General features: G+C 63.0%; 9 protein-coding genes. 7 read left to right on the top strand and 2 right to left on the bottom strand.

The genetic code is table 11. The annotated features are described in order from the left end of the window. Positions 1–282: 282 nt before the first annotated feature. The 4 genes from CXQ91_RS21220 (at position 283) to CXQ91_RS21205 (ending at position 5,039) form a co-directional block, all read left to right on the top strand. A complete protein-coding gene (locus CXQ91_RS21220; RefSeq protein WP_181038992.1) occupies positions 283–1,440 on the top strand; it encodes a sugar ABC transporter substrate-binding protein in 1,158 nt (385 codons plus the stop codon). Positions 1,441–1,568: 128 nt separating this feature from the next. Further along, positions 1,569–3,080 carry a sugar ABC transporter ATP-binding protein gene (locus CXQ91_RS21215; RefSeq protein WP_104175859.1) on the top strand — a complete coding sequence of 504 codons (1,512 nt, stop codon included), beginning with the start codon at positions 1,569–1,571 and terminating at the stop codon, positions 3,078–3,080. After that, positions 3,073–4,062 carry an ABC transporter permease gene (locus tag CXQ91_RS21210; RefSeq protein WP_181038991.1) on the top strand — a complete coding sequence of 330 codons (990 nt, stop codon included), beginning with the start codon at positions 3,073–3,075 and terminating at the stop codon, positions 4,060–4,062. Before CXQ91_RS21215 ends, CXQ91_RS21210 begins: the two co-directional genes overlap by 8 nt. Next, positions 4,059–5,039 (top strand): ABC transporter permease, encoded by a 981-nt coding sequence (locus CXQ91_RS21205; RefSeq protein WP_104175857.1) that lies wholly within the window; start codon positions 4,059–4,061, stop codon positions 5,037–5,039. The genes CXQ91_RS21210 and CXQ91_RS21205 overlap by 4 nt, the downstream gene beginning before the upstream one ends. A gap of 551 nt (positions 5,040–5,590) precedes the next feature. Here the strand turns inward: CXQ91_RS21205 and CXQ91_RS21200 are convergent. Beyond that, positions 5,591–6,379 carry an SDR family oxidoreductase gene (locus CXQ91_RS21200; protein ID WP_104175856.1) on the bottom strand — a complete coding sequence of 263 codons (789 nt, stop codon included), beginning with the start codon at positions 6,377–6,379 and terminating at the stop codon, positions 5,591–5,593. A 435-nt stretch (positions 6,380–6,814) separates the two neighbouring features. Here CXQ91_RS21200 and CXQ91_RS21195 point away from each other — a divergent pair, with 435 nt between their 5' ends. Continuing rightward, a complete protein-coding gene (locus CXQ91_RS21195) occupies positions 6,815–7,714 on the top strand; it encodes a LysR substrate-binding domain-containing protein (protein WP_024366080.1) in 900 nt (299 codons plus the stop codon). A gap of 21 nt (positions 7,715–7,735) precedes the next feature. On the opposite strand, the gene CXQ91_RS21190 is transcribed toward CXQ91_RS21195, so the two are convergent. Then, positions 7,736–9,475 (bottom strand): helix-turn-helix domain-containing protein, encoded by a 1,740-nt coding sequence (locus CXQ91_RS21190; protein WP_104175855.1) that lies wholly within the window; start codon positions 9,473–9,475, stop codon positions 7,736–7,738. Positions 9,476–9,691: 216 nt separating this feature from the next. Between CXQ91_RS21190 and CXQ91_RS21185 the strand changes: the two genes are divergently transcribed. Continuing rightward, positions 9,692–11,323: an NAD(P)/FAD-dependent oxidoreductase gene (locus CXQ91_RS21185; protein ID WP_104175854.1), complete on the top strand. Its 1,632-nt coding sequence runs from the start codon at positions 9,692–9,694 to the stop codon at positions 11,321–11,323. Between the two features lie 71 nt (positions 11,324–11,394). Continuing rightward, on the top strand, positions 11,395–12,444 hold the full coding sequence (locus CXQ91_RS21180; RefSeq protein WP_104175853.1) for a 2,3-butanediol dehydrogenase: 1,050 nt from the start codon (positions 11,395–11,397) through the stop codon (positions 12,442–12,444). Positions 12,445–12,446: the final 2 nt, after the last annotated feature.

The raw sequence follows: 12,446 nt of genomic DNA, 5'->3' as shown, positions 1-12,446 counted from the left end.
GGCGCCCGAACGAAGGAACCGGCTAAAGGACTGATGGAATCGGCGAGTCTGACTCACGGACCAATGTTCAAGTTCTGTACAGGGCACGGATTCAGGTGCTAATCCGCGCAAGAATCCTAGAACTCGGGTTTGTCCTGCGACCAGGTCAGGAACGGGTCCGGCTCGGCCGCACCTGATTCCGTGGAGCATCTCCACGAACCGCCGATGAGGAAAATCCTGACGCACTGCGTTATTCCTGGCATTCAACCCCCTCACCCACTCTATTCAAAGGAGCATAGACACATGCATTTTTCGTATGCCCGCGCATGGCGAAAGATCGCCGTTGCGGTCCTCGCTACCGGCCTTCTCACCTCTACCGCTGCATGCAGCACCAGCAGCAGCAGCGCCGCCCCGGGCGCCCCGGCCGCGTCCCACGGCAAAGGCACCGGCACGACGGATGGAGGCGGCGCTCTCCTCAAAGTCTTCATGCCGTCGACCTCGAACGTCTATCTGGCCGCCGCCTCGCAGTCCATCAAGGACGAGGCGAAAGCCCTGAACTACACCGTCAACATCGTCGAGAACAACTGGGACCAGACCGAGCAGGACCAGCAAGTCCAGGAATGGCTTGCCACCGGTGAGCGGGCAGCCGCGGTACTGATGTGGCCGGCTGGCGCCGCCGCCGCAACGAACTCGATTCGCCTCCTTTCCGCGCAGGCACCTGTGATCCAGTTCAATAACCTGGTCACGCCGGAAGCGTCAAAGTACGTGACCGCCTACTCGGGGGTCTCGGACACAGGCATCGGCAAGGAAGCCGGAGCCAACGCGCTCGCCGCAGTCGAGAAGCTCAAGGCCGAAGGGGTCAAGTTCCACGGCCCCGGCGGCAAGCCCAACGTCGTGGAGATCCGGTTCACCGCCGGGTACGCAGCCGGTGATGACCGTGAGAAAGCCTTCGCGGAAGCCACTCCGGGCGCTTTCAACATGCTCGCCGTCGAACCCACCCCGACCGTTGACGCGCAGGGCGGCTTCAAGGCAGCCAGCCAGGTCATCCCCCGCTTCCTCGGACAGGGCATCGACATCGTCTACGCACACAGTAACGACGTGGCAAACGGTGTGGTGCAGGCGCTGGAGCAGAACGGGCTGAAGCCGGGTAAGGACGTCATTCTGATCACCGGAACCTCCTCTGGCGACATGACCAACCTGCGCAGCGGCAAGATCTGGTCCGCCACCCTGCAGTCCCCGGTGATCGAGGGAGCCCTCGTGGTCCGGACCGCCGCGCAGTACATCGCCACCGGCCAGGTGCAGTCCGGCGACGTCACTATCGAATCGTCGGCGACCAAGCCTGAACTCAAGGTCGAAGCCCCGCACACGGCCACATACATGATGAATCCCCAAGTGACGGCCGAGAACAATGCCTCCTTCGACATCTGGGGCCTCTCGTTCGACAAGCTGATGGGCAAATAGGACCCCTCAACTGGAGTTCACCCCAACCGCGGAGCCTCGGATACCTCTCACCACCGGAGCTGTCCGAGGCTCCGCAGCCATCTGATGCGCGCCCTGTGCGCCACACATTGCAAACCTAGGAGAAACGAATGACTGGAAGCACTCCCCTTCGCCTTGAGGCGAACGGCATCTTCAAGTCTTACGGGGCAGTGAACGCCCTCTCGGACGTGCGTTTCGAACTCCGGGCCGGCGAGGTCATGGCCCTCTTGGGTGAGAACGGCGCCGGCAAAAGCACCATCGTCAAGGTCATCTCTGGCCTCGTCTCACCCGACAAGGGTTCCATCGAGATCGATGGAACCCCGACAAATATCTCCAGCGTCTCGCTGTCACAGGCGGCCGGGATCGCCGTCGTCCAGCAAGAGTTCAGCACGGTCGGAACCATGACCGTGGCCCAGAACCTCGTGCTCGGCCAGCAGGGCACGCCCTGGTGGTGGAGCCCCCGCAGACTGAACGACAACGCCGTCGCGATCCTTGAGCGCGTCGGGCTTGCCGGGCTGAACCCTTCCACACCGGTCGAGGAACTCTCCGTTGCGGAGATGCAACTTCTTGAGATCGCGCGCGTGCTGGCCAGGGACGCCAAGGTCATCATCTTCGACGAACCGACTGCAGCCCTCTCGGACGCTGAGATCGTCCGCGTACTCGATGCCGTCAAGCGTCTCGCGTCGGAGGGGCGGAGCGTCGTCTATGTCACCCACAGGCTGGGCGAGGTTTTCGAGATTGCTGACCGCGTCACCGTTTTCCGCAACGGTAAGAGCGAGGCCCCTCTAGAGGTCAAAGAGCTCGATGTTGAGACGATCGTCGCGAAGATGATCGGCCGGGAGCTGGGCCACCTCTATCCGGGCAAATCCGCGGCGGTCGGTGAAGTCGTGCTGGAGACACGCGGGCTCCGGATTCCCGAGCTCCGTTCCGAGATCAACCTGACGCTCCGGCGCGGTGAGATCCTGGGCCTGACCGGGCAGCTCGGCTCGGGAACGGCGGAGCTGATGGAGGCACTTGCCGGCGTCGGCGAGATCGTCTCCGGGGAGGTTCTCCTGGACAGCCAGCCGCTTAACACCCGCGGCAGGCAGAACGGAATCTCGGCCGGCGTTGCCTACTGCTCCGCGGACCGGAAGAAGGACGGTATCTTCGCGAGAGTCCCGATCCGCCGGAACCTGTCGTCGCCCTGGCTGCACCGGCTGTCCGCCGTAGGGTTCGTCAGCGCCCGGCAGGAAGTCGACGAGACAAACCGCTACGCCTCGCACTTCGCCATCGACGTCAAACGCATGAACTCGAACGTGGGGACGCTTTCGGGCGGGAACCAGCAAAAGGTGGCCCTGGGCAAATGGCTCGGAATTAATCCGCGCGTCCTGCTGGTTGAGGAGCCCACCCGCGGCGTGGATATCGGCGCGCGTGCCGATATCTACGCCCAGCTTCGGCGACTCAGCGACTCGGGGGTAGGCGTGATCGTCAGCTCCTCGGACACCAACGAAATCCTGGGCCTCTCCGACACGATCGCCACTTACTTCCGCGGCGAACAAACATCTATCCGACCCGCAGGCGAGTGGACCGAATCCGCCCTCGTCCGCGAAGTAATGCACCGTGAGGATGCGAATCATGACTAGTACAGCAAGCATTGCCGCCGACTTCACCGCCCGGCCAACCAGAGGCAGCGTCGTCCGCTTCGTCAACAGCCACACGCTCCCGCTTCTCCTGGCGGCGGTGTTCATCGCGTCCGCCATCAGCACGCCCGATTTCGCCACCTTTGCGAATATTCGAGCGATCCTGATCAATACCTCCATCGTCGGAATCATCGCTGTCTCGATGACTGCGATCACGATTTCCGGCAATTTTTTCTCACTCGGCATCGCGTCCTCCACCGTTCTTGCCGGCATTGTGTTCCTTGCGGTGTCAGGCCTGACCGGATCGGCGCTGGCTGGGCTCGGCGCCGCCGTCGCGGTATCGGTGACGTTGGGGATCATGCAGGGCCTCATCGTCGGCGCCGGACTCAACCCCGTCATCACCACCCTCGCCGTGGGCTCGGTCATCTATGGCCTGGTGGCGATCGCTACCAAGGGCGCCGTGGTAACCGCGGGCAGTGTGGACGTGGCGTGGCTGGCAACGTGGAACTTCCTGGAAATCCCGCTGCCTGTCTACATCTTCGTGCTCTTCACGGCCGTTGCGTGGTTCCTCACCGAACACACCCTGATCGGACGCAACATCCACCTCCTGGGCGCCAACCGCGCCACCGCCAGGAACAGCGGCATCTCTCCCCAGGCCACCACTATCTGGGCCTTCATCGCGTTTGGGGTTGGCCTCGGAGTCGCCGGCGCCCTGAACGCCTCACAGCTGCATCAGATGCAGGCCAACGACCTCGCCGGACTCACCATGGACGTCATCGCGGCGGTTCTGGTCGGCGGAACCGCCGTATCAGGCGGCGAAGGATCCCCCACCCGGTCCGCGCTCGGTGCGCTGCTTATCGTGGCCCTGGGAAATATCATGCTCCTGCACGGCCTCGACAACGGCTGGCGTGTCTTCCTCGTTGGAGGCATCGTCGTGGTGCTCGTGGTAGCTCTTCACGTTCTCAGAAAGGTCAGTACCCGATGAACGCAGCCAAGGAATTCTTCCTTAAGTACTCGCTCCAAATAGTCGTCCTCCTGCTGGTCGTCGGCATCATGGTGATGGTCTCACCCGGCTTTCGCGGGGAAGCTGCCCTGTTCTCGTCGCTCGAACGACTCATCCCGCTCGGTGTCATCGCGGCCGGACTGGCGGTGACGATGATCGCCGGCGAGTTCGATCTTTCCGTCGCCTCCATGGCCGCATTTGCAGGGGCGATCGCCGTGCAACTCGGAGGCCTCGGCCTGATAGCGAGCATCCTCATCGCCACAGTCGTGGGAGTGCTGCTCGGCTCGCTCCAAGGCTGGGTGATTGCACGGCTGGGTATCAGCTCGCTCGTGTTCACGGTTGGAACGCTGATCCTGCTCCGCGGCGCCACCTGGTTGGCTACCGACGGCGTCCCGGTCACCCTCACCGACTACAAGCTGAGCGATGCGCTCATGGTCCGGATCTGGGTCTTCACGCCTCTGTCGCTCACAACGATCGCCGTGCTCGCCGTTCTGGGCATCTTCCTGTCGCGGACACGGTGGGGCCGCGAGATCTCATCGATCGGCGGAGCCCGGCAGGAAGCCGTCGCCTCGGGAGTCAAGCTCAGGTCGCGTCTGGTGCTCGCCTTTGCCATTTCCGGTGGATGCGGCGCCCTGGCCGGGGCGCTGTCGTCCTTCCGGGGCGGGTCTGCGACGCCGGATGGTCTGGCAAACATGCTCCTTCTGGCGCTGGCGGCAGTTCTCATCGGCGGAGTCAGCCTCACTGGAGGGCGCGGCGGCATGATCAACGTCGCGTTCGGCATCGCCATCACCGCGGTCCTTGCTGCGGGAATGTCTTCCATCGGGGTCAAGGCCTTCGTGACCGAACTGTTCACGGGCGTCCTCCTTCTGGTCGTGATCCTCTTGGAATTCGCCATCTCGAAGGCGGTCGCCTATAGGGCATCCTTGCAGAGGCGCCGTCCGCACCTGGCTGTCGCCTGAGAACGTCACTGACCTCGGGCAGTTGATTCCGGCGGCGCCTCCGATTCTGCAGGGGGCGTCGCCGGGTCATTGCAATGACCCGGCGACAGACCTTTGGATGGCCTTAAGCATGGCCCGCCGACCCCGGCGCTGAGGATTTTGAGACCGCCCCGGTGACGCTGTCGTCGGTCCCGGGGCCCCAATCTGGGGGCGAGGGCTTCGAGCCTGAACCAGGCGAGCCGCATCCGGCCTCACGACCTGCTGCCTGAGGGCTTCGAGTAGAGCGACATTCCCCTATCCGGAGCGCGCGCAGATGGACTTTCCCCCCGCGTGACACGTCCCTAGGATCCCGCCATCCATGGTTCCCGCGGTTGTCGCGGGCATCTCGGGATCCGCCGTGCTGAATGCGGCGGCTGGGCTGGGCTGTGCCGACCGCCGGCCGTGGCCCGGTCGCGGCGGGCAAATGCGACCGGGCCACGGGCACCGTGTTGGCCAATGATGAGCGGCTTGCCGTGCCCTGGTCTAAGGGGCTCATGAACCCGGGCCCATCGGGTGGCAGCCCGCTCAGTTGGTTACACGAGGACCATGCCGCCGTCGATCATGATGGTCTGGCCTGTCATGTAATCGGAGTCCGAGGAAGCGAGGAAGAGCGCCGTGCCCACCACGTCCTCCGGGACACCTTTGCGACCGATCAGGTTCGCTCCGGAAAACGACTCGAAGGCCTCGCCAGGGCGGGATGAATCGCCCATGTCCATGAGGTCCAGGTCCAGCTTCTTCCAGAGCGGGGTGTCCACGACACCGGGGGCAAAGGCATTGGATGTGATCTTGTGCTTCGCCAGTGCGTGGGCGGCTGACTGGTTCAGAGCGGTCACCGCGAACTTGCTCGCGCAGTAGGACGCGAAGTTCGGGTAGCCCTGACGGCCTGCGATGGAGGACGTGACGATTAGCTTGCCGCCGTCGCCCTGCTTGATCATCTGCAAGGCGGCCTCCTGCTGGCAGATAAGGGTTCCCAAGGCGTTCACGTCGAGCGTGCTGCGGAAGTTCTCTTCGGTGGTCTCGAGGAAGTGCGTCGGCTTGATAATGCCCGCGATGGCGAACATGCAGTCCAGCCGGCCGAACGACTCCACGCTGGTTTTGACGGCCATCGCGACGTCGGCCCGATTGACGACGTTACCGGAAACGGCGACGGCTCTACCGCCGGCGGCGGTGATCTCGTCCTTGACACTTTTAGCTGCGTCGAGGTTTAGATCGAGGAGCGTGATGTTGGCTCCCTCGCCTGCCAGCGCGAGGGCGATTACGCGGCCCATACCGCTGCCGGCACCTGTAATAAGGATGCTGCGATCCTCTACACGACGTGACATGTTGTCTCCTATAGCTCTAGTGGGAGTACTTAGAGCAGGGGTGCCGAGACCGACCGGGCCGCGTTGGGGCTGCCTGCGCCGGCAAGGCGAAGGCCGGAGCCTTGCCCCTTTCACAGCGCCACCAGTCAGCCGCGCACCGTCTGCCTCCCGGCGTTCTTCTGTAATCACCCATCAGCTCGTCGGTGAGCCGAGGGATGTCCCGCGATTGCGGCACTTCCTCATCCTGCAAGACGCTTCCTCGCTGAAGACCGAAGTGTTCAAACCTTGCACACCGCCAGGTTGCCCGCTCGGCCGGTCTCCCAAAACTTGAACTGAAAGCCAGCCCCACGTCGAGCAGCAACAATTGTTGCAGTTCCGACGCGCCAATAGGATTCCGGTGATACCTTTTTACTCAATAATGAAGAGGGTGGGGAGAACGAGAAGAGTGAGCAGAACATGGACGTTGGCCAGCTGAGGGCTTTCCTTGCAGTGGCACAGGAACTCCATTTCGGGCGGGCGGCCGAACGCCTAAACATGACCCAGCCGCCCCTAAGCAGGATCATCAAACAGCTCGAAACTGAACTCGGAACGCGCCTGCTGGACCGCAACACCCGTTCCGTGAAGCTCACGTCCAGTGGGCAGGCGCTGGTCGCCCCTGCCACCGAGGTTTTCGAGGCCCTTCGCCGAGCCGAGGAGGCCGTCCGGTCCGCCGACAACGGCGAGGCCGGAATGGTGCGAATTGCTTTTGCTGGCGTCTCTACCCACCAGCTGGTGGCCCGACTCGCCAGGCAGGTGAAATCCAACAGGCCAAGGATTCAGCTGGAGCTGTCCAGCCAGAATTTCGCCCAGCCCGCTATGAAAAAACTGGTGCAAGGGGAGACAGACATCGCCCTGGGACGGTGGGATGTCATCCCGGCAGAGGTGTCCTCCCGTGTGGTCATGCCGGACTCACTCGTGGTGGCAATGCCCGACACCCACCCGCTTGCCGGCTCACGCCGGATCGCAATGGGGCGGCTTGCCACTGAGGCCTTCATATCGCTGACGCCTTTCGAGGGCGCGGTCCTGCCAGATCGGCTTCGGCGACTGGCCCATGCCAACGGTTTTGTCGCCGACATCGTTCAGGTGGCCCCTGACACGCAGACCGCGCTGGCGCTGGTAAGCGCCGAAGTCGGGTGCCATCTAACATTGGCGTCTGTCGCGCGGAATGCGACAGATCCGCATGTTGTGTTCATTCCCCTCGAGGACTCCACCGCCGATGTCGACCTCAGGGCAGCATGGCGCCGCAACGATGCAAGTCCGGCTCTACAGGCTGTGCTGGAAGAAGTCATCAGCCTCGACGGCGACACCGGGGCCTGATGCATGCCGCGGCCATCGGAATCAGATCGACCCTTCGCCCGTATCGAGGCCAAGCTGGCGCAGCCGCCGATACAGTGTGGACCTCCCCATACCCAGCAGGGCTGCGGCCTCCGATTTGTTACCCCCGGCCGCGTCGAGTGCCCTGATGATGGCCCCGCGCTCCGCCGTCTCCATCATGCTCATGTGACGTCGCGGGGGCGCCTGCTGCAGATGTTTCGGCAAATGCCGACGTTCGATGACCGAGCCTTTCGCATCCCCAATCAGGGCGGCCACAGTGTCGGCAAGTTCGGCGATGTTGCCGGGCCAGTTCCACTGGACCATGGACTGCAGGGCAGCCGGCGAGATGGTGTGCCGCGATTCCGGGTCAACCACGTTGAGGATAGCCTTGACCAGGCCGGGGATCCTTTCGGGGGTCCGGGCCAGTGCATCGGTACGCTCCTCGGTTCCGGTGGTGTCAACAAAAGCCCGAACGGCTGGCGCAGCATCATCTCGCGAGGACGTCAGTAGAAGGCTGCTTGCGCGCTGCCCATCGGACCTGGCTTGCCGGTGCCGCTCGACGACAGCGGCCAAATCCGCAACTTCGTTTTCGGCGAGGTCCTCGATCCGCCGGATCAGCACGTCGGTACCGCCTGCCAGGAGCTCCTCGATGGCCCTCCACGGAGTAGCGGCCCCGGCGGACAGGACAAATACTTCACAACGCGCCGTACTTCCCCACTCCGTACGCCGCCTCCCGGCGACTGTCGCGCGTCCAGAACCACGCGGTCCATCTACCAAGACAACGGCCGGGGCAGTCTTGCTCGGCGCCGGCGCGCCTTTGCCCTCGAGCCGTGCCCCAGAAGGCAAGGCCAGCCCAGACGGGTTGTCGGACGCGTTACTCAGATCGGAGAAGTGCACCACGTAGTGCTCACGCGGCCCATCCACCACCCTCCGGGCCGTGACCTCAATGGAGGTGGCCTCCAATTCACGACGCAGTGTATTGCTGGATGACCAGTCGTGAGATTTGAGCACTTCCCAGAGCATGACATGCGACGCGACACTGACGTAGGGCAGGCCCGGCGTGTTAGCCAGGATGGACTCTCGATCCATCACCACCGTAGGACGCTGTGAGCTGCTGAAACGCATAAAGGACATCGCAAGTGCGAGATCCTGGGGCCGGGAGGACGCCCGGAATCTCTCCTCAATCTGCTGGCTGATCTCCCGCGTCAGCGACAGCATGATCGGGCTGGCAGCCTCGAGTGGGCCGCCCAGCGAGACTGAGCCAACGACCAGACCGGCCGGTGTATAGACGGGCGCAGCCGCACACGCCAGGGCGGTCAAGGCGTCATTGTAGTGCTGGCTCCCCTTGACGAAAACCGGGCGCTTCTCGACCATGGACGTGCCCAAGCCGTTCGTGCCAATGGATTCCTCGGAGTAGTCGAAGCCCTCCGCCGCGTGCATGCTGTCGAGGCGCCGTCGCTCACTGTTGTCACTCGTTCGCCGGGCAACGATGCTGCCGCCCCGGTCGCTGAGGAAGAGTGTGGTCCCAGTGTCAGCGAGCTGGTGTTGCCAACGATCGAGCACAGGAACTGCAGCCCGGCACAGCAGAGAGTCCGTATCCACGTCTTGAAAACGTTGAGACGGGACCGAGCTTTCGACGGCGCTGCTGAGCGACCGTCGCCAACTGCGCACGATCAGGTCCGGCACTGCATCGTTGGCCCCATAGGGTCCTGTGAGGCCAACGCGAATCAGCTGCTCCCGCGCTTCCCGCACCGGATCGGACATATCTGCCCCTTTGCAATGTCGTCCGCCAGCCCGGATGTCGGCCAATCAACACTCGTCAGCACTCGCGATTGGTGCTGAGAGGGTATCAATCCCGGATTCTCGGGTCGAACGGAAGTGTCCCAAATCGAGACACCGCGTCCTTGTTGTGCCACCACAGACTAGTAACTACAAAGTGAATTATCTCACAGAGCCCAATTAGTCGGAGGAAATGACATCATGGACAACGCCGTCCCCGAGAAGATCTACCAGCTCGACGCACTCGTCGTCGGAGCAGGCTTCGGTGGCATCTACATGCTGCACAAGCTGCGCAACGAACTCGGTCTCAACGCCGTCGCCATTGACCGCGCAGGGGGCGTAGGCGGGACCTGGTACTGGAACAAGTATCCCGGCGCCCTCTCGGACTCGGAGAGCTTCGTCTACCAGTACTCGTTCGATCGCGAGCTCTACCAGCAGACCCCATGGAACACCAAATATGTGCCCCAGCGCCAGATTCTGGCGTACTTGAACGGCGTCGTGGACCGGTACAGCCTCCGTGAACACATTCAACTCGAAACCGGCATGACTGACGCTGAATTCGACGAGACCACCGGCATCTGGACAGTGCGGACCGACACGGGTGTCACGTTCCAGTCCCGGTTCCTCGTCACGGGTCTCGGCCTGCTCTCCGCGACAAACCTCCCCAAATTCCCCGGGATGGAATCCTTCCAGGGCCGCCTGGTGCACACCGGCGCCTGGCCCGAGGACCTGGATCTGGCTGGCAAGCGTGTAGGTGTGATCGGCAATGGTTCCACCGGCAACCAGGTGATCACGGCCACCGCACCCGTCGCTGCTCACTTGACCTCGTTCCAGCGCACCCCGCAGTACAGCGTGCCTGCCGGCAACCGCGAACTTACGTCGCAGGAACAGCAGGGGCACCGGGACAACTTTGAGGCCAACTGGGATCAGGTCCGGAACTCGTCCGTCGCCATGGGCTTCGTAGAGAGCGCCGTTCCGACCTTCAGCGTCAGCCCGGAAGAGCGCGAACGCATCTACCAGCAGACCTGGGAGGAAGGCGGAGGGTTCCGCTTCATGTTCGAGACCTTCTCTGATATCGCCACTGACCCGGAAGCCAACGAAGAGGCGGCCAAGTTCATCCGCCGGAAGATCGCCGATATCGTGAAGGACCCTGAGACCCGCCGAAAACTGACGCCGACGGACCTCTACGCCCGCAGGCCGCTTTGCGATTCGGGTTATTACGAAACGTTCAACCGCCCAAACGTCTCCCTCGTGAATGTCAAAGAGAACCCGATCGAGCAGGTGACGGAGCAAGGCATCGTCACGGCTGACGGAACCCTGCACGAACTTGACGTACTCATCTGCGCTACCGGCTTCGACGCTGTGGACGGCAACTACGTCCGCGTCAATATTCGTGGCCGGGACGGCGAAACGCTGAAGGAACATTGGGCCGGCGGCCCGACCAGCTATCTCGGCATGGCAACCAGTGGCTTCCCGAACATGTTCATGATCCTCGGCCCCAACGGCCCCTTCACCAACCTTCCGCCCTCGATCGAGGCTCAGGTCGAGTGGATCAGCGAAACTATCGGCCATGCGTCGAGCTCCGGTACCGGCTGGATCGAAGCCAAGGCCGACACTGAGGCTGACTGGACAGAGACCTGCTCGGATATCGCCCATCAGACCCTCTTCCCCCAGGCCGCTTCGTGGATTTTCGGGGCGAACATCCCGGGCAAGAAGCGGACGGTGATGTTCTACCTCGGCGGCATCAAGCAGTACCGCTCCATCCTCGCCGAGGAGGCCTCGAACAAGTACCCCAATTTCATGACCGACAGCAAGGCACTGACGCCGGCCTAATCCGTCCCGCGAGTTCGCAAACGAGATTCTCATCCGCATCATCTGATGCCCACATACAACTAGGAGGCGCCATGCGCGCAGCGGTCTACTACGGCAAGAACAAACTTGAGATCCGGGACGTTCAGGAACCTTCCCCCGCGGAAGGCCAGGTGAAGATCAAGGTCAGCCGGAACGGAATCTGCGGTACCGACCTCCATGAGTACTACGATGGCCCGATCTTCATTCCTCCGACCGACCCGCACCCCCTCACCGGCCAATGCCTGCCCCTGACTCTGGGCCATGAATTCTCCGGAGTGGTGACGGAAGTCGGTAAGAACGTCACCGATGTCCGCGAGGGTGACCGGGTCACGGTCGAGCCCATTTACCGCTGCGGTGTGTGCCGCCCGTGCAAGAGCGGGCATTACAACCTGTGTAACGTGATCGGATTCCATGGGCTGATGGCCGACGGCGGAATGGCAGAGTACACAGTGGTGCCAAGCAATCAGGTGCACAAACTCCCCGACAATGTCTCGCTCGAAATGGGTGCACTGGTGGAGCCGATGTCCGTCGCGTATCACGCCGCGACCATGGGCGAAGTCAATGACCAGAGCCGCGCGCTGATTTACGGCGCCGGGCCTATCGGCATCGGCATCTGGTTTGCCCTCCGCGGGATGGGACTGACCGAAATCGACGTCGTTGAACCGTCGGAGACCCGCCGAAAGTCCATTGAGACACTCGGCGCACGCACGCTGGATCCAACCAGCCAGGACGTGACCGCGCTCATCGCCGACCGGACCAACGGCGACGGCGTTGACGCGGCCTTCGACGCCGCCGGGGTTGCACCTGCCGTCCACTCAGCCCTCGAATGCCTCGGTGAACGCCGGCCGCTGATCAGCGTTGCGATTTATGAAAAGCCCCTCCCGACGCCGCTCATCAACCTTGTGCTGAGGGAGCGGCGCATCCAAGGGACCATCTGCTACACCGGGGCCGACTATTCAGCGGTGATCGACCTCATGGCCAAAGGTCACTACAAGACGACAGGGTGGGTTGAGGACATCCCCCTCAGTGGAGTGGTCCAGGAAGGGTTCGAGAAGCTCCGGGCCGGCCAGAAGATGAAGCTGCTGGTCGATCCCGCTCTCTGATC

The sequence above is a fragment of the Arthrobacter sp. Y81 genome (assembly GCF_002929335.1).
Classification (GTDB): domain Bacteria; phylum Actinomycetota; class Actinomycetes; order Actinomycetales; family Micrococcaceae; genus Arthrobacter.
Note: the sequence above shows the minus strand (reverse complement) of the source record. Positions and strands in the feature narration are given on the sequence as shown.